This is a genomic window from Martinezella multihospitum, assembly GCF_900094585.1.
Lineage (GTDB): Bacteria > Pseudomonadota > Alphaproteobacteria > Rhizobiales > Rhizobiaceae > Rhizobium > Rhizobium multihospitium.
This window is the reverse complement of the sequence record NZ_FMAG01000001.1, coordinates 1,387,341-1,404,226: the sequence shown is the minus strand read 5'-3', so window position 1 is coordinate 1,404,226 and position 16,886 is coordinate 1,387,341. Positions and strand designations below refer to the sequence as shown.

The following is a 16,886-nucleotide window of genomic DNA, read 5'->3' as shown; positions in this document are numbered from 1 at the left end:
TCCATCCGCGTGATGATGCTGGTCGCCTTTTCCCGATGTCGCGTTGAGATCGTCGATCAAGACATTTGTGTCGAAAAGCGCCTTTTCCCTTTCCTATCTCCAACGACCGGCAACAGCAGTCACTATTGACAAGTTGCCCCATATATCTCTTGATATGCTCCATCCGAGATAACAGACAGATGTCCGGAATATTGGATTATTAGAAAGCCATTGAACAAGGGGAACAACCATGACCATTTCCTTCCGCGTCGGCCTGATGTCGCTGGCCGCCGCCGCACTCCTCTCTTCCACGCCCGTTCTCGCCGACGGCAGCAAGCTCGATGAGGTGCTAGCGCGCGGCCACCTCGTTCTTGGAACCGGCAGCACGAACGCGCCGTGGCACTTCAAGAGTGCCGACGACAAGCTGCAGGGCTTCGACGTCGACATGGGCCACATCATCGCCAAGGCACTCTTCGGCGATCCCGACAAGATCGAATATGTGAACCAGTCGTCCGACGCCCGCATTCCGAACATCACCACCAACAAGGTCGATATCACCTGCCAGTTCATGACTGTCACGGGCGAGCGCGCCCAGCAGGTGGCCTTCACCATTCCCTATTATCGCGAAGGCGTCGGCCTGATGCTGAAGGCCGATGGGCAATATGCCGACTATGCGGCGCTGAAGGCGGCGGGCTCCTCCGTCACCATTTCGGTTCTGCAGAACGTCTACGCAGAATCCATGGTGCATGCCGCCCTTCCGGATGCGAAGGTCGACCAGTACGAATCCGTCGATCTGATCTATCAGGCGCTGGAATCCGGCCGTGCCGACGCGGTTGCGACCGACCAGTCGTCGCTCGCCTGGTACATGACGCAGAATCCTGGCCGCTACAAGGATGCAGGCTACGGATGGAATCCGCAGACCTATGCCTGCGCCGTCAAGCGCGGCGACCAGGATTGGCTGAACTTCGTCAACACCGCCCTTCATGAAGCCATGACCGGCGTCGAGTTCGACAGCTATGCCAAGTCCTACAAGACCTGGTTCGGCAAGGACCTGACCCCGCCGCAGATCGGCTTCCCGGTCGAATATAAGTAACGGCCGAGCGGAGCGGGATATCCTCCCGCTCCGCCAGTCTGAAAGGGGCGGCCCGACATGGGTTACACGCTGAATTTTGCCGCCGTCTGGCGCAATTTTGATTTTCTTATGAGCGGTCTGGCGCTCAGTCTCGGCCTAGCGATCATATCAATCCTGATTGGCGCCTTGATTGGCCTGATGCTCGCCTTTGCGCTGACGTCGAAAAACCGAACGGCAGCTATCCCGGCGCAGGTCTATGTGACCGTGATCCGAAACCTGCCGATCCTGGTGCTGGTGCTGTTCGCCTTCTTCGCCTTGCCGCAGATGGGCTTCCGCCTGGACAAGATCAAAAGCTTCGTTCTTGTCCTTTCCATCTACTCGGGCGCCTATCTTGCCGAAGTGTTCCGCGCAGGGTTGCTGTCGATCCCGAAAGGTCTTTCTGAGGCTGGTCTTGCGATCGGTCTGACGCCAATGCAGATCCGTGGGTCGATCATCGCACCATTGATGCTGCGCAATGTGCTTCCGTCGCTATCTTCGACCATCATCTCGCTGTTCAAGGATACTTCGCTTGCAGCCGCCATTGCCGTGCCGGAGCTGACATTCGCCGCGCGCAAGATCAACGTCGAGAGCTTCCGCGTCATCGAAACCTGGATGGTCACATCAGCTCTTTATGTCGCAACCTGCTTCCTCATCGCCGCGCTGATGCGTTTCGTCGAGCGCAGGCTGGCTTTGCCGAGGTAACACCGGATGTCTCATAGTTTTCTCGAACAACTCTGGATCGCCCGCTACGTCATCATCAACGGGCTCGGCGTGACGGTTTCGATTTCCCTGCTTGCCATTCTCGCCGGTTCCATCGTCGGTGTCTTCGTTGGCCTCGCGCTCGTCTACGGCGGAGCCATCCTGCGCCTTTTGATCCGCGCCTATACCGATATCATTCGCGGCACGCCCGTGCTGGTCCTCGTGCTGGCAAGCTACTACGTCTCGTCCGCGGTGGGCCTTGATTTGGGGCCGTTCTCCGCGGGCATTCTTGCCCTGGCAATCTTCTGCTCGTCGCATGTCGGCGAGATCGTGCGCGGCGCCCTTCAAGCCATCCCGAAAGGTCAGACGGAGGCCGCCAAGGCGATCGGCCTCACCTTCACCCAGACCTTCACTTCGGTCCTGTGGCCGCAAGCGATGCGTCAATGCCTGCCGGCCTGGGTGAATACGGCAGCCGAGATGGTCAAGGCATCGACACTGCTTTCCGTGATCGGCGTCGCCGAACTGCTCCTGCGCACGCAGGAGATCATCTCTCGCAATTTCATGAGCCTCCAGTTCTATTTCCTGGCTGGTGGCCTCTATTTCATCGTCAACTTCGGTATCGAGCGCTTCGGCAAATATGTCGAGCGCAAGACCGCACTGCCGTCCTGAGGAGATCGGACCGATGGGCAAGACAATTCTAGACATTCAGGGCCTGCGCAAAACCTATGGCCAGAACGAGGTTCTCAAGGGCGTCGACTGCACGGTGCAGGAAGGCGAGGTCATTTCCATCATCGGCTCCTCCGGTTCCGGCAAGACGACGATGCTGCGCTGCATCAACATGCTGGAGGAATTCCAGGGCGGCAAGATCAGCCTCGATGGCGAGGAGATCGGCTATCACGTCGACGGCAGCACGCGCCGGCGCAAGAGCGAGAAGGAGATCGCCCGTCAGCGCGCGCTCACCGGCATGGCCTTCCAGCAATTCAATCTCTTTCCACATATGACCGCCGCTGAAAACGTGATGCTCGGCCTCATCAAGGTGAAGAAGATGTCGAAGCCGGATGCGCGCGCCGTCGCGGAAAAATGGCTCGACCGTGTGGGCCTTGCTGTCCGCGCCAACCATTATCCGGGCCAACTCTCGGGCGGCCAGCAGCAGCGTGTCGCGATTGCCCGAGCGATCGCCATGGCGCCGAGGCTGATGCTGTTCGACGAGGTGACGTCGGCCCTCGACCCCGAACTGGTCGGCGAAGTTCTTCAAGTGATCAAAGGGCTCGCCGCCGACGGCATGACGATGCTGCTTGTCACCCACGAGATGCGCTTTGCCTATGAGGTCTCGTCGCGCGTCATCTTCATGAATCAGGGCGTCATCTGCGAAGAAGGCGATCCGAAGGACATGTTCGTGCGTCCGAAGACGGAGCGGCTTGCCGAATTTCTCAAGACCTCGAGTTTCAATTGAGAGGAAACAGGAGCGCGGCGCAAGCGTTGCGTCATCGCACGCGTGGATGCTATCGCAGCATCTCGCTGAGATCTGGCGACACCGGCGCCGTATAGTCGGCACCACATGCTGATGCATCGCGGCGTGCCGGTTGCGGCTGGTTTAGGAATATTTGGAGAAAAGCATGGCCGAGACTGCAAACGACATTGTATCGCGACGCATGCGAGGCCTGGATCGCGCCTTCGAGATCCTTGAGTTTCTGCGGGTAAAACGCCAGCCCATGCGCCCGAACGAGATCGCCACGGAAATCGGTGCGCCGCGCTCTTCCATCTACGAGCTCGTCAATCTTCTGCTCGGTCATGGCATGCTCGACTATCAGGGCGGCGACGGCCGGGTCTTTCTCGGCCGCCGTCTCTACTTTCTCGGCACCGCCTATGCCGAACAATTCGACCTGATGCGCGAATGCGGCCGCATGCTGGGCGTGCTCGCCGAGGAAACGCGCGAGACAGCGCAAATGTGCCTGCTGGAAGGCAATAAATATACGGTTGCCATGATGCGTGAAGGCATCCGCCCGTTTCGCATTTCCTCGAATGTCGGCGAGCTCGTCGCCATTCCATGGACCGCCTCGGGGCGCCTGCTTGTCGCCCATCTTTCGGACCGGGAAATCCTCGATTTCATTCCGCCGGAAGATTTCGTGCTGCCGAATGGCAGGCGGCTGGAACCGGCCGATTTCATCGCTCAAGTGCGCCAAGCCACCGAAGACGGATATTTCACCTTCAACAGCGAAGTGGAGAACTTCACCCATTGCTTCGCCGTACCCATCCATCAGGCCGACGGTGCCTGCATCGCGACACTTTGCCTGGTCACCCCGCGCGAAGACGGCTTGCGCAACCGCACCGCCTATCTCGACAGCCTCTTGAAAGCCGCTCATGAGATCTCTGAAAAGCTCGGCTTCCGGTCGTCAAAAGGCCGCTTCTTCGGTTCCTAAACCTAACAGGACTTTTCGCGAAGGTGGCAAATCTCCGCTCTTGAAAGGATGCGAACCGGTGATGCCTCGCTCAAATAAGTACGGCTGCGGCCACGGCCGGCCTCATCAGGCCGAGTCAGTCATCGCGTTCGGACCAATCATGCGGCAACACCCAGGCAATGTGTCCTTTTCTTCCAAGCATCACCACCTTTTGGAAGGCGCAGTTCGCTCGCGCTGAAAAGGCCTCGGTGCGAGCGGCTTGCGCAAGCCGCTGCAACCGGTGCTAGCAAGATCTATTCAGCCGCCACCACATGCCTGCTCTTGAGCACTGCGATCGAGAGGAGGAATACGGTGGCCGAGCAGATAGCGATGATGACCACCATTGGTCTCGCCGTGCCATCCATAAACATACCGCTGATGCCAACCACCAGCGCCGATGTCATGAACTGGACCGTGCCCATCATCGCCGAGGCCGTGCCAGCGATGCGGCCATGGTGCTCAAGCGCCAGTACCGCCGCATTCGGCACGATCATTCCAAGGAAAGCGTAGCCCGCAAACAGGAAGGCCGCCATGATGTCTAGGCGATCGACTCCACCGGCCATCAGGACGGCCAGCGCCAACATCGTCAGCGCATAACCAGAAACCGCACCGCGAATCACCTTGCGCAAACCAATCCGGCGGGCAAGCCAGCCGTTCATCTGCGACATGCCGATGAAGCCGATGGCATTCACCGAAAAGACCACGCTGTAAAAGCTCGGAGAGAGCCCGTAATGGCCGATTAGCACGAAGGAAGAGTTGGCGACGTAGATCATGTAGCTTGACATGCCGAAGGAGGCCATCAGCACCAGACCGAGATAGTACGGGTCTTTAAGGAGCGTTCCATAGGCTTTCAATGCCCCGCCGAGGCTGCTTTCGCTGCGAGCCGCAACCGGACGGGTCTCCTCAAGGAAAAAGCGGCCGGCGACGAAGCCGACAACGCCGGCGAAGACCATGACCCAAAAGATCAGCCGCCAGTTCCCGAACACTGTCACGATGCTGCCCGCGAGCGGCGCCAGGATGGGTGAGATACTGAAGACCAGCATAAGCCGCGACATCAGTTGCGCGGCGGCGGCCCCTGTATGCAGGTCGCGCACGATGGCGCGGGCAATCACGACGCCGGCACAGGCGCCGGTACCCTGAATGAAACGGAAGGCGACCAGCCAGCTAATGTCGGTGGAGAGCGCGCAGCCGATCGCGCCGAGGATGTAGAGCACCAGACCGACATACAGAGGCCGCTTGCGGCCAAACATGTCCGACAGTGGACCATAGATAATCTGCGACACAGCCATGGCGGCGAAGAAGGAGATCAGGCTTGCCTGAACTGCATGGCTGTCAGCGTGAAGATCCAGACTGATCGTCGGCAACGCGGGTAGATACATGTCGAGGGCAAAGAGACCGACGGCTGAAAGAAGGCCAAGAACGATGGCATGGTGGGAGCCGCCGGCCCCGGGGGATGAAACGGAATCCTTGCTTTGCACGGAAAAAACCTTTCCCGCACACCATTCCCCGGACGAAGCAGGTCTCATACAAAAAGCATGTGACGGGGATTGAGTGGGCGATTATAGATGGGACAGCGGAAAGACGGAGATGGTTCCAATGCATAGCCCGTCATTCCTGTAAAATATTTTGGACAGTATTGTCCAATTGGTCAAGTCCTATATGGTGGTGTCATGAAAACTTCGCCCGCAGCGGCTTCTTCCGAGACAGAGAGTTGCCCGCCCGCCACCAGCAAACGTCAGGCGATCCTGAACGCAGCCGCCGACGTTTTTGCCGAGGACGGGTTTGCGGCGGCGAGCATCGATGCCATCGCAGCAAGAGCCGGGGTGTCACGTCAGACGGTGTACAATCAACTCGGCGACAAGGATAATCTGTTCAAGGTTGTGGTTGCGGAGATCACCGAGAAGTCGAGCGCCGAGTTCTTTCGGGTGTTGGACACATTTCCCGTGGCGCCTATCGATCTCGAAAAGGAACTGACCGAATTTTCAGCGCTTCTCCTGCGCAAGGCGGTCTGCGATCCGAATGGTCGCTGGCTACGCAAGCTCGTCGAGACCGAAGGCGGCAGATTTCCCGAACTGTTTGAGACCTGGAAGGAATACGGACCGGGCAAGAAATATCCCGCCATCGCGGCTCGCCTGGCACAGCTCGCGCTGGCTGGCCATCTCGACATAGAGGATCCGGCACTTGCCGCGCGCCAGTACATGGCGCTGCTCGCAACAGATCTGCGGATCAACCAACAGATCGGTCGTCCAACTCCAGAGGAAGAAGTCCACCGTATGGCAAGAGAGGCAACGAAGACCTTTCTGCGCGCATTCGGCAAGCGCTAATGGCATCGCGTCCGGAGACCGAAGGTCATCCGATGAGGCGCGGAGAATAGAGTTTGACGAGCTGGCGAGTCGCGTCAGCAAGTCGTCGGCGCTGTCGCAAGCTGCGCCTCGAACCGGATGCCGCCAGTTAGGCCAAAACCTGGGCTGATAGCGGTGGTCATGAGTGCTTTGCCGGCCTGCTTCGATGTCGACGCCAGGTCATCGTGCTTTTGTCGTCAAAGGCCAGATACAAAGTCATGCCTTTCGACATTAAGATTGGACCCGCTCCGCAGATCACCATACCGGCCAGCGGCCTTTGCAAGCGCCGCAACGAAAGGCCTGACAGAAGACCGCACTCGATCACACGTCAAAGAAGGACAGAAACTTCCTGCCAAACGGGCAGCAACCACAGAAGTGCCAAACGACAAATGCCGCCAACGACTTTAGGCTCTAATGTTGCCGGCCAGTGATGCCGATTGTCAATCGGCTCATCCAACATACTCCCTGAACTCAGAAAACCCAGATTGGCACTTATGTGGGTATGTGGCCACCGTTACAAACGCCTCGTCAGCCCGAAGAGCCATGTTCGATTCCCGGGAATGAACCCATTCCTGGGCTGAAGCGTTGGATTTCGCGAAGTCTTCGCTAACCTACGGCATTACCTCAAATATCGCGGTGCAAAATACTGTTCTCTATCTCTTCGATATTTTGATCATTGCATCGCGCTCGGTAACAAGGCAGCATATTCTTCCTTGGTGCAGCAGACCAATAGATTTTTGTACTTCTTCGAACCGTTACTTATTGCCGGGATGCAGGGCAAAGGGGCTGACACCATAATGGTGACGCGGGCGCAGCAAATTGGCGTCGTTATCGGCCTGGCCTTCGTCACGGCATTGACGACCCTGCGGGCAAGCGACCCTCCGTTGCTAAGGCTCGCCCGCGATTTGACATTCGACCAGTATCAGCGCCTGGTGCCCCGGACGTTCGAGAACCAGCCTGTCCGGGTCGTCGACATAGACGAGTCGTCGCTGCGGGAGTTCGGTCAATGGCCCTGGCCAAGAAACCGGATTGCCGCGCTTGTCGACAGGCTTTCCGATCTGGGCGCAGCCGCTATCGCTTTCGATATCCTCTTCGCCGAGCCGGACCGTCTGTCGCCGCGCAACGTCGTTCGCGATGTCATTGGCATCGATCCGTCAGTGCTTGGCAAACTACCGGATAACGATGAGATTTTTTCCCAATCGCTGTCGGGAAGGCCGGTGGTCCTGGGCTTCGGCCTCTCCAACGAGGGAAACTATCTGCCGCCGGTCAAGGCAGGGTTTGCCTATACCGGCGAAGATCCCTCCGGTGCGCCGCCTGCAATCAAGGCCGCGACTCCGTTGCAGCCGCAATTGGAAGCCAATGCAGCGGGGCTCGGCCATATCAGCCTTAATCCGGGCACATCTTCGGCGGTGGTGCGCGCCGTTCCGCTTTTTCTCAGCGACGGCAAGCAGCTTTATCCCAATCTCGCGCTTGAGGCGCTTCGCGTCGCCCAGGGAGCCTCCACCTACGTGCTTGACGCTGCGCCGCACACACCCAATACACTCACCCGGGTCAAGATCGGCAATTTCGTCGTGCCGGTCACGGCAGCGGGCGAGCTTTGGCTCTATGTCAGCCGCGACACCGCGGAGCGATATATTTCGGCAAGCAAGATACTCGCGACCGAAGGCGCCTCCGCCGGTATCAGAACTGCCATCGAAGGCAGTATCGTTTTCGTCGGAACCTCCGCTTCCGGCCTCCAGGATGTCCGCACGACGGCCCTTGACGAGAATGTGCCGGGTGTCTCCATCCACGCGCAGATCGTCGAGCAGATCCTTTCAGGCCGCTTCCTTTCCCGGCCGGATTGGGCAGATGGACTGGAAATCCTGTCCATCGCCGTCTTGGGCAGCCTTCTGGTGATCGTCACCACCTTCGTCAATCCGGCCGCAGCTCTCGCCTGCGGCCTGCTAATTACCTTTTTTGCCCTTGTGGCCTCCTGGGCTGCCTTTCTTTATGGGGGACTTCTCTTCGACCCGCTGGCACCGATCGTCTCGGGATCGATCACGCACTTCGCTGCAACGGCATTCCGCTTTCTCGTGACGGATCGGGAGCGGCGCGATGTGCGGCGGGCTTTCGGCCATTACCTCTCGCCATCGCTGCTCCATCGCATCGAGCATACACGCAACGCACTACGCCTCGGGGGAGATGAACGCGAGCTGACGGTCATGTTCGTCGACGTGCGAAACTTTACCCAGATTAGCGAGGAGATGAGCCCGAGCGCCGTCGTCGCGTTTCTGAACACGCTGCTCGATGCGCTCAGCCACCATGTCATCGCCAATGACGGCACGCTCGACAAGTTCATCGGGGACTCGATCATGGCCTTCTGGAATGCCCCCGTCGATGTCTCCGATCATGCCGGCAAGGCCGTGCGTGCGGCTCTCGGCATGCGGGAAACACTCGCCCGCCTCAATGGCGGCGATGCCTTCGGTTTCGGAGACGCGCGGCGGGTCGGAATAGGGATCGGCATCCATACGGGCCTTGCATGCGTCGGCAATATGGGGGCCGAGACCCGTTTCAATTACACGGCAGTCGGCGATGCCGTAAACATTGCCGCGCGTATCGAATCCGCCTGCAAGGACGTCAATTTCGACATTCTGGTATCCGAATCGACAGCGGGCTTGCTGCCCGATTGCGCTCTGCTCGAAGCGGGAGCGCTGACGCTGAAGGGTAAGAGTATGCGAACCAAACTCTTTGCGGTGGTCGGCGACGAACGTGTGGCCAAATCCGCCGGATTTGTCGAACTGCAGGCGACGCACAGGCAGCTTGTCAATGCCCTTCGGGTACGCTCGACAGGCAGCCGCAAACTCATCAGCGCCGCCAAACTTAAGGCGCAAGCCGCGGCAATAGGACTATTGCAGGATTTTTACAGCCAGATTTCACGACGAGGCGGACACTTCGTCGACGAGTCTACGGACAAAGCAGCCGATATCTAGCTGATTTGATAGCCATCCTTCGCAACTCACCGTCCTACCGATGGCGATCTCCGCCACCGTGATCGTCACGATTGCCTTGGCTGTCCTGGTCGTCTCCCTGATGATCACCCCATCCGTGATCGCCTCTGCCATGACGGTCGTGATGCTCGCCTTCGTCGTCATCGTGCTCGTGCGGTTTGCCGGATTTGTCGGGCGCACTTGGCGGATTTGAGACATCCGGCGTGCCGGGAGTTTCGTGTGGTGCGGCTGGCACCTCAGCGTGTGGCGATCCCTGGAGGCTGGGTGCGCTCGGCGTACCGGGCTGTGTCGGACTGGGATTGTTCGCCGGAGCGCTGCGCGGAGATATGCCGTTAGGCCGATCTCTCATCGCCGTCGACAGACCGCAACCACCGCTACCGGCAAAACCCATTCGCCCTGAAAGTTGCTGATCCCCAGACAGAAACGGCAGAGCCCGCTGGTTGCCCAGCGTTTTGAGAACGTCGCGATTGACCCGGCGAGGTTCGCTGATCTGACCGTTGCGCTTCGCAACGACGCAATCACATTGCTGTTTCAACTGCCTGCAGCCGCCAGCACCGCAGAATTGCGCAGCGCCGTTCAACAGAACGACCGCCGTCGTGCCGTTGGCTCCGACATAAAAATCAAAAGCGGTTCCGCGCACGCCGATCGTTCCGGCCGGCGTCACGATCTGATAGGCTGAGTGGTTCGAATTTCCGCTCATCCAGCGAAAGCTGCCCTTTGCCGCATTTATGGTCAGCTTTTTCACCGTGCCCGAGTCATCAAACACGAATTTGTCGATGGTAACGGACGATCCGGCTCCGACGGCCAGTCTCGTGCCGTCCCGAAATGTGAACTGTCCGAGGCCCGAAATCGAGGTGCGAATTTGCTCGTCCCGATGAACGGGATCATCGACCGCGAGCGGACCGCCAGCACCCGTAACTTCGGTTTTAATCAGTACCGCCTGGCCGACCTTCTCGGCAGCTTTCGAAGACAATGGTGCGAGCAGCATGGCGCTCAACACAACGGTCACGGCGCGACGCAGATAAAACACCTCACCCTCCCCGAGCTTACCGGCAATTTATCACAATATATTCCTTAATACAAATTACAACCTATGATTATATATACGTATATTTTTCTATTTCAGAATTAAAATCGACAAAAAACACGTATATTTCACCAAATATATTCCTTATATATCTTCCAAACGAGAATTTATACAATAATTGCAATAATATTCCCTGCAGCAACTCTTCCGGAGCACTCGGAAAAAAAGGGATACTATTCAAGGTTGCTGAGCTCGAAGAATGCGAGGCAGGCTCCTTGCCGACGCAACATGCATCGCACGATTTGCAGTCCGCTCGGAGCAGAAATGCCAACTGATCTACCACTTAAGGGGGAATTGATCGGTTAACCGTTTGAACCCAGTATCCGGCTAGGTTGTACCTTAAGCATCGGAGGAGCGACGATGCCAATGGATAAGTTACCCATCGACAATCTGCAAGATCGGATCGATGCGGACATTCGTGAGCGCATCAAGGAGCACCAAAAGACAATCGCACGAATTTCCGCCGGAAGACAGGCTGCTGCGCGACTCTCCGCGAAGGCGATAGCACCGCCCTTCGTCATGATGTCCGCGGGAGATTCCTGGTTCGACTATCCGCTATTGAACAACGGTCCCGCCTTCCAACAAACCGACGTAATTTTCCAACTTCAGACCTATGGGACACATCCGATAACTGTGTTGAACCTTGCCCACTGGGGCGATGCGTCCACCGATATGATGTCAGGGCCGAAGCAAGAGAGAATGATTGCTCAACTTAGGGACGGGGCCAACTGGATCGGAGGCAAGCCGCATGGCATCTTAGTGTCGGCCGGCGGAAACGACGTCGTTGGCAGATTTGGAATGTTCCTCGAATTCAACAACGGCAAGAATTCCGGTCTGAATAATGATCGATTTGCGAAGGCCCTGGGCATTGTGAAGGAATCGTACCTGTCGCTCTTCGAACTTAGAGACAGGTACGCTCCGGGAGTCCCGATATTTGGTCACGATTACGATTTTCCGATTCCAAGCTATGTGCATCCCTTGTGTGCCGGACCATGGCTGAAACCCGCTCTCGATCTCAATAACTGGTCGCAAATCGATGGAGAGCGTATAGCTAAGGATGCTCTACAGCGATTCCGAAAAATGCTTCTAAGCCTCGAGGCAGTCGAAGGAAACAACTATCATCTCATCAATACACAAGGGACACTTACCAGAGACGAGTGGGCAAACGAACTCCATCCGGTATACCTCGGCTTCCGCAAGGTAACGAAAATCTTCTATCAAAAACTCAAAAGCTATGCGGATTCGGGATCAAAGCTAGCCGACCGGCATATTGGGAATTTTCGGAAGGAATTCAAACCTTACGACGTCGTAATTGCGGAAGAAGCGGCATCGGTCGAGGGGGCAAGCCCCTCTAACGACAAAGTCCACATCCCAGAACTGATCGAGAATGGAAAATCGCCGCAGGGACTTGCAAAAGCATGGAAGACCGCTTCGAAAGCCCTCCCGGAATTTCCACACAACGGATGCGCCGCGCACCTAAGCGCACTCCTTCAAGAGTCCGGAATCGACATTCCGATGACCGTCGGAGCAGGCAATCTGGCGCGACTGCTCGAAAAGCGAGGCTGGCAGCGCATTGAGGTTCGCTCCCAGCAAGCCGGTGACGTCGGAGTAACTTACGATCTGGATCCAGACCCTCCCGGACCCGACCATGTTTACTTAGTCGTCGAGCGGCTGGATGACGACGACATGCTGATAGCGGACAACCAGAGGCATTCGGATGAACCACACCACCGGTCCGCAGCCGGGAAACATGGCAAGACTCCAACCGAATTCTTCTTGCGCGCGACCTGAAGTAGCCATGCCATTCTTAGCGGTTTCGATCTCATTCTTGGGTAGGTCTTGGTTCCACGCCAAATGACATTCTAAGCGCTCACAGAGCCGGAAATTGTCCAATATTTAGCAGCAGGTTATACAACAATCGCTCTGGCAGCTTGATACTTAAATTAAATAGCTCTTTGAAGAGATAGAAACCGACGAAGGATCGAATCAGCTAAGCTCATTTACGCTAGGCTGCTGCGTCAGTGCCGACGAAGATCTCGTATGATTCCGGAACGACGCCCTTGAGATGGCATGATATCTGTTGACCTCCGATCGGTGTTCGTGACTTCCTCTGACGCGAGAAACATCAGAGAACTGCCATGTATCGCTTCTCCACCATCTTCGCCGCATGTGTATTTGCCACATCGGTTGTCGCCGCGGACTTCAAACTGTACGAAAACGGCCGCTTCGGCTACGTCATCGACCTTCCAGCAGACTTCAAAACGGTTCAGACGCCCGACAATGGCGACGGGATCGGTCTTGAGAGCGCGGACGGAACGGCAAAGCTGTCGGTCTGGGGTAACTATCTGACGGAAGGCGGCTTCAACCGCGAGAGTGACCTTCGGAAGAAGTTCGAGACCGAGGACGGCTGGAAATTCACCTACGAGAAGCGCGGTGCATCATGGGCGAGCTTTTCGGGAACCAAGGGCGACCGGGTCATCTACATGAGGCAGATCGCGCTCTGCGATGACGCAATGGGGAACTTCACACTCGAGTACCCCACCGCGCAACAGAAGCAGTTCGGACCGCTGGTTGACAGGATGGTGAAGACGCTTAAGGCACCGAAGCACTGCGACTGAGAGCCGCCGGCTGAGTCACCACGGGCGTGCCGCATTGCGCTCCAGAATGTCGGCAAGTTCGTTGTCACCAGCCCAGAATGTCCTTTGCACCATTCCGCCACGGCATGTGGACGCAGCTCCAGAAGGCGGTCGAGTTGCTACCACGATGTGAGGATATCAATCCGATCTTACAGAAGCAAACAAAGCCAACTATTTCAATTAGTTGAGAGCGCACAGCGGGTGATCGTAAAATGTGCAAGCGGGTCATTTTCAGCTGGTAATCAACAGACAGCGCCCCAAGCGGCACTCGAGAGATGACTGTCCTATCCCAAAGCGCTTTGCGCTGCGCAAATTCTGTCGATCAAAGTATCGAGCTCACCCTTTGGGGGACGTTTTTTGGAGAGGCGATGCTTCAGATGCATGATCGGTTCGGCGAGGATTTCATCCAGGCTTTCGGCGCAGGTGAAGTCGCCGGCCACCTGCTTGACCTTCGAATTGTCGAAGATCGCGGTCCAGGCCTTGTCGCCGATCAGTGGTCCCACCCAATCCGGATTGTACTTGATCAGTGTATCCGTCGGCACGTGGACGATTTTCGCCTCGACACCCAGCAATCCGGCGATCGCCTTCTGAATATCATCCCATATATGGGCGCGATCGGAGGTGATGTGGAAGATTTCACTCAGGGCTGCCTGCTTGCCGAAAAGCCCAACGAAAGGAACTGCGAAATCGACAGAGCGCGTCAACGTCCACGGCGTGTGGCCATCACCTGCGACGATCGTGGGCTCGCCATCCAACATGCGCCTCGCCATTATGTCGCTGTCGCCCATCATGATCGGCAGGCCCGTGCGCACGGTGTGACTGGGGCGAACGATCGTCCAGGCGAGCCCCTTTGACGCCATAAGCAGCTCCTCGCAAGCGATCTTGGCCTGGCTGTAGGGCCAGTAGGGATTGATCGCCGGTGTCTTTTCGGTGATCACATAGTGGCGAGCCGGCTTCTCGTAGACCGAAGCCGAAGAGATGAAGATGTACTGGCCGCAATTGCCCGCAAATACCTCGATGTCTCGCGCAATCTGATCCGGCGTGAAGGCGATGAACTGGCATACAACGTCATAGTTGGCTCTGGCGAGATCGGCATAGGCAGCCGATCCTAGTTCGCCGGTGATCGAAGTCACACCTGCGGGCAATGGATCGCCCCTCAGGCCGCGGTTGTAGACACTGACGCGATGTCCCTGGTCAACCGCACGCTCGACGCAGGGATATGAGATTTGGCCGGTTCCGCCAATGAAAAGCACGTTCAAAGCCATGTGAAGGACCTCAGCGTCTGATTGGTAGGATCAATGACCACCATTCATAACGTGAAAATGCCCGATCGTCTCCCGCCGATCACCCTCACGATGATCATCACCATCAAAAAATCGGAAAAAGCTTCAGATCGGCCGCATGCCTGCAGCACCTCGACAGGTCAAAATGAAGCTACCAGCGCAGACTGACTTTGCCGACCAGGCTTCCGACCAACCCGCTCAGCAGGATGCCGAGCGTGTACCATATCGCGATGAATGGAATACCGTTTTCGACGCAGGCCCATGAGTAGACCCAGCCGCCGACTCCCCCGGCGCAAGCACCCGCGACGAAGCCGGCCAGCGCCGGACGCGTGGGGGCCGCACGCCTGAGAAACCACATGTTGGCGCAGAAAGCGGGAATGCCGAAAGCCACGATCAGGAACGGGCAAAAAGACGCCGAATATCCGACGATTAAACCCGGATAGGATGAAGCCGGGGACAGTCCGAGTTGAGCGACGGCCAGAAGCACGACGATGCTGAATGCCACGACCAGAACCCGAACCATACTCCCAATCGAACCCTCTGGGCGCGCAACCCGTTCAAGGGCCACGATCGTCGCGCCCATGAGTACGGCGGTATATAAAAACTTCACCCAAAACGCCGCCACCGTCACATGGTGCAGATGCGGGCGAAAGTTGAGCGATATCAGCAGTGCGATGGCCGCACCGATCACGCCGACAATGATCGTAAGCGCAAGCCTCACTCGCAGCGCATGATGGCGAACCGGAGTGAGATCGCTTACCAGAGCCTCGATGAATTCATCATTTTTCGTCATTGGCAAAACCCAGCTTGCGTCCAATCGCGCGCATTCCTCGGTGAATGCTGACGCGAACCATTGCTTCAGACTGCCCGCTCTCGGCCGCGGCTTCAGCAGTGGTTTTTCCGGCGATCTTTACCTGCCGCAGAAGCTCCCTCTGTTTGGCAGGCAATTGATCGAGAAGACGGTCGATGTCGAGGTGAGCAAAGAGTGCCTCCTCTCGAAATTCAGCCGCGATCTCGTCTCCTAATGCTATTTCGACGCCTCTTTTGCTGCCATTTACCCTGAAGTGGTCGATCAGCTTGTATTTCGCGATTTGGAAAAACCATGCGGTGAACGGCCGTTCCCGATCGTAGGTAATGCGCCGGCTATGCACCGCCAAAAGCACCTCCTGGACCAGATCCTCGGCATCCCGGTCGGCGTTAACCCCAAGCCTCCTCCGATAAAACGCCAAAAGCAGATCCCGCAAAATAACGAGCAAGCGCCTGTACGCAGCTTCATCGCCGTCAAGCGATAGAAGCATCAAACCTTTCAGGACCTGTTCCGATACCGATTTCGTCATCCGCGTGCAGTCATTCGTTGATCGGCGCTATTTGTTACATCCTGAACCGGATTTTTTGTCGCCTCTCTTGCGATCACAACGGCGTGATCTCTGTAACGCATTCGCACAAGCGCCGAATGAGGGGACGGAATTGAGGGGCAATCGGTTGTCGCCGGTAGGATGCCATAGCCACCTTGCCTCATTTCCAAAGCGATCGCCCTACCAGCTCCAGATAGCCGGATGGGCATCATATCGAAAAGATGAAAGATATGGAGAGCAGAATGTCGCTCACGAAGTTGAAGATCATGGGTATGGTGCTGGCGCTTGGAGCCGTGACCACACTATCCGCACAGGCTGCCGACAAGGCACGCGTTCGCGGGGTCGTGGAAAGCCTCAGCGGCGATACGCTGATGGTCAAATCGCGCGAAGGCAAGGACGTGACGGTCAAGCTGAAATCCGGCTGGGCCGTCAACGGCATCGTCAACGCCTCCGTGACAGACATCAAGCCTGGGGATTTCGTCGGCATCGCGTCCGTTCCGACCGACAGCGGCATCAACGGGGCGCTCGAGGTGCTGATCTTCCCGGCCGCGATGAAAGGCACCGGCGAGGGCGATTACGGCTGGGATCTGAAGCCGAAGAGCTCGATGACCAATGCGACGGTTGCCAGCGCCGTCACCTCGGTCAACGGCCCCACCCTGTCGCTCACCTACAAGGGCGGCGAGAAGAAGATCTCGATCCCGCCCGGCACGCCGGTCGTCACCTTCGGCAAGGCGACGAAGGACGACATCAAACCCGGCGCGGGGGTCATCATCAACGGCACGACCAATGGAGACAACACGGTTGAATCCGACCGTGTCGTGGTCGGCATAAACGGCGTCATCCCGCCAATGTGACGCATCCATGCCGACATCACGGGGCTGCCCGGTTGCCGATCGCATCCGGGCAGCTCAATGAGCGGCGATAGCGTCGCAGCATATGATTGCGGACACCGCTTTCCGGCGGCAGGTC

Annotated in this window: 16 protein-coding genes; 11 read left to right on the top strand and 5 right to left on the bottom strand. The window is 57.4% G+C overall.

Going from position 1 to position 16,886, the window contains the following annotated elements; all coding sequences use genetic code 11:
- The first annotated feature begins 229 nt into the window (after positions 1-229).
- The 5 genes from GA0061103_RS06455 (at position 230) to GA0061103_RS06435 (ending at position 4,209) form a co-directional block, all read left to right on the top strand.
- Positions 230-1,072, top strand: coding sequence for a transporter substrate-binding protein (locus GA0061103_RS06455; protein WP_092708220.1), 843 nt, complete (start codon positions 230-232; stop codon positions 1,070-1,072).
- A 57-nt stretch (positions 1,073-1,129) separates the two neighbouring features.
- A complete protein-coding gene (locus tag GA0061103_RS06450; protein WP_092708217.1) occupies positions 1,130-1,792 on the top strand; it encodes an amino acid ABC transporter permease in 663 nt (220 codons plus the stop codon).
- Between the two features lie 6 nt (positions 1,793-1,798).
- Positions 1,799-2,458: an amino acid ABC transporter permease gene (locus tag GA0061103_RS06445; protein WP_092708214.1), complete on the top strand. Its 660-nt coding sequence runs from the start codon at positions 1,799-1,801 to the stop codon at positions 2,456-2,458.
- Between the two features lie 13 nt (positions 2,459-2,471).
- Positions 2,472-3,242 carry an amino acid ABC transporter ATP-binding protein gene (locus GA0061103_RS06440; RefSeq protein ID WP_092708211.1) on the top strand — a complete coding sequence of 257 codons (771 nt, stop codon included), beginning with the start codon at positions 2,472-2,474 and terminating at the stop codon, positions 3,240-3,242.
- Positions 3,243-3,405: 163 nt separating this feature from the next.
- A complete protein-coding gene (locus tag GA0061103_RS06435; protein WP_092708208.1) occupies positions 3,406-4,209 on the top strand; it encodes an IclR family transcriptional regulator in 804 nt (267 codons plus the stop codon).
- A 272-nt stretch (positions 4,210-4,481) separates the two neighbouring features.
- Here the strand turns inward: GA0061103_RS06435 and GA0061103_RS06430 are convergent, their stop codons facing one another.
- Positions 4,482-5,705 carry a multidrug effflux MFS transporter gene (locus GA0061103_RS06430; protein ID WP_092708205.1) on the bottom strand — a complete coding sequence of 408 codons (1,224 nt, stop codon included), beginning with the start codon at positions 5,703-5,705 and terminating at the stop codon, positions 4,482-4,484.
- Between the two features lie 192 nt (positions 5,706-5,897).
- Here GA0061103_RS06430 and GA0061103_RS06425 point away from each other — a divergent pair, with 192 nt between their 5' ends.
- A complete protein-coding gene (locus GA0061103_RS06425) occupies positions 5,898-6,551 on the top strand; it encodes a TetR/AcrR family transcriptional regulator (RefSeq protein ID WP_092708202.1) in 654 nt (217 codons plus the stop codon).
- A gap of 815 nt (positions 6,552-7,366) precedes the next feature.
- Positions 7,367-9,538 (top strand): CHASE2 domain-containing protein, encoded by a 2,172-nt coding sequence (locus GA0061103_RS06420; RefSeq protein WP_280949793.1) that lies wholly within the window; start codon positions 7,367-7,369, stop codon positions 9,536-9,538.
- A 34-nt stretch (positions 9,539-9,572) separates the two neighbouring features.
- On the opposite strand, the gene GA0061103_RS06415 is transcribed toward GA0061103_RS06420, so the two are convergent.
- Positions 9,573-10,586 carry a FecR family protein gene (locus tag GA0061103_RS06415; RefSeq protein WP_092708199.1) on the bottom strand — a complete coding sequence of 338 codons (1,014 nt, stop codon included), beginning with the start codon at positions 10,584-10,586 and terminating at the stop codon, positions 9,573-9,575.
- A 423-nt stretch (positions 10,587-11,009) separates the two neighbouring features.
- Here GA0061103_RS06415 and GA0061103_RS35230 point away from each other — a divergent pair, with 423 nt between their 5' ends.
- Together GA0061103_RS35230 and GA0061103_RS06405 are read left to right on the top strand one after the other, a co-directional pair.
- A complete protein-coding gene (locus GA0061103_RS35230) occupies positions 11,010-12,434 on the top strand; it encodes a hypothetical protein (RefSeq protein ID WP_208603483.1) in 1,425 nt (474 codons plus the stop codon).
- 347 nt (positions 12,435-12,781) lie between these two features.
- On the top strand, positions 12,782-13,261 hold the full coding sequence (locus GA0061103_RS06405; RefSeq protein ID WP_092708196.1) for a hypothetical protein: 480 nt from the start codon (positions 12,782-12,784) through the stop codon (positions 13,259-13,261).
- Between the two features lie 302 nt (positions 13,262-13,563).
- On the opposite strand, the gene GA0061103_RS06400 is transcribed toward GA0061103_RS06405, so the two are convergent.
- Positions 13,564-14,544 carry an SDR family oxidoreductase gene (locus GA0061103_RS06400; protein WP_092708193.1) on the bottom strand — a complete coding sequence of 327 codons (981 nt, stop codon included), beginning with the start codon at positions 14,542-14,544 and terminating at the stop codon, positions 13,564-13,566.
- Positions 14,545-14,577: 33 nt separating this feature from the next.
- On the opposite strand from GA0061103_RS06400, the gene GA0061103_RS34980 reads away from it, so the two are divergent.
- Positions 14,578-14,730: a hypothetical protein gene (locus tag GA0061103_RS34980; protein ID WP_162747633.1), complete on the top strand. Its 153-nt coding sequence runs from the start codon at positions 14,578-14,580 to the stop codon at positions 14,728-14,730.
- On the opposite strand, the gene GA0061103_RS06395 is transcribed toward GA0061103_RS34980, so the two are convergent.
- Together GA0061103_RS06395 and GA0061103_RS06390 are read right to left on the bottom strand one after the other, a co-directional pair.
- The gene (locus tag GA0061103_RS06395) at positions 14,714-15,355 is read right to left on the bottom strand and encodes an NrsF family protein (RefSeq protein WP_092708190.1); all 642 of its coding nucleotides are present in this window, start codon (positions 15,353-15,355) and stop codon (positions 14,714-14,716) included. The two genes, GA0061103_RS34980 and GA0061103_RS06395, sit on opposite strands and share 17 nt — an antisense overlap.
- Entirely contained in the window at positions 15,342-15,899 is a 558-nt protein-coding gene (locus tag GA0061103_RS06390; protein WP_092708188.1) for a sigma-70 family RNA polymerase sigma factor, read from the bottom strand. The genes GA0061103_RS06395 and GA0061103_RS06390 overlap by 14 nt, the downstream gene beginning before the upstream one ends.
- 260 nt (positions 15,900-16,159) lie before the next feature.
- Here GA0061103_RS06390 and GA0061103_RS06385 point away from each other — a divergent pair, with 260 nt between their 5' ends.
- A complete protein-coding gene (locus tag GA0061103_RS06385) occupies positions 16,160-16,771 on the top strand; it encodes a hypothetical protein (protein WP_092708186.1) in 612 nt (203 codons plus the stop codon).
- Positions 16,772-16,886: the final 115 nt, after the last annotated feature.

Bases quoted from the DNA above. Each gene is read 5' to 3' on its own strand.
- GA0061103_RS06385 (WP_092708186.1), top strand. From the start codon at position 16,160: ATGTCGCTCACGAAGTTGAAGATCATGGGTATGGTGCTGGCGCTTGGA.
- GA0061103_RS06400 (WP_092708193.1), bottom strand. From the start codon at position 14,544: ATGGCTTTGAACGTGCTTTTCATTGGCGGAACCGGCCAAATCTCATAT.
- GA0061103_RS06440 (WP_092708211.1), top strand. From the start codon at position 2,472: ATGGGCAAGACAATTCTAGACATTCAGGGCCTGCGCAAAACCTATGGC.
- GA0061103_RS06455 (WP_092708220.1), top strand. From the start codon at position 230: ATGACCATTTCCTTCCGCGTCGGCCTGATGTCGCTGGCCGCCGCCGCA.
- GA0061103_RS06390 (WP_092708188.1), bottom strand. From the start codon at position 15,899: ATGACGAAATCGGTATCGGAACAGGTCCTGAAAGGTTTGATGCTTCTA.
- GA0061103_RS34980 (WP_162747633.1), top strand. From the start codon at position 14,578: ATGACCACCATTCATAACGTGAAAATGCCCGATCGTCTCCCGCCGATC.
- GA0061103_RS06445 (WP_092708214.1), top strand. From the start codon at position 1,799: ATGTCTCATAGTTTTCTCGAACAACTCTGGATCGCCCGCTACGTCATC.
- GA0061103_RS06425 (WP_092708202.1), top strand. From the start codon at position 5,898: ATGAAAACTTCGCCCGCAGCGGCTTCTTCCGAGACAGAGAGTTGCCCG.
- GA0061103_RS06395 (WP_092708190.1), bottom strand. From the start codon at position 15,355: ATGACGAAAAATGATGAATTCATCGAGGCTCTGGTAAGCGATCTCACT.
- GA0061103_RS06420 (WP_280949793.1), top strand. From the start codon at position 7,367: ATGGTGACGCGGGCGCAGCAAATTGGCGTCGTTATCGGCCTGGCCTTC.
- GA0061103_RS06450 (WP_092708217.1), top strand. From the start codon at position 1,130: ATGGGTTACACGCTGAATTTTGCCGCCGTCTGGCGCAATTTTGATTTT.
- GA0061103_RS06405 (WP_092708196.1), top strand. From the start codon at position 12,782: ATGTATCGCTTCTCCACCATCTTCGCCGCATGTGTATTTGCCACATCG.
- GA0061103_RS06435 (WP_092708208.1), top strand. From the start codon at position 3,406: ATGGCCGAGACTGCAAACGACATTGTATCGCGACGCATGCGAGGCCTG.
- GA0061103_RS35230 (WP_208603483.1), top strand. From the start codon at position 11,010: ATGGATAAGTTACCCATCGACAATCTGCAAGATCGGATCGATGCGGAC.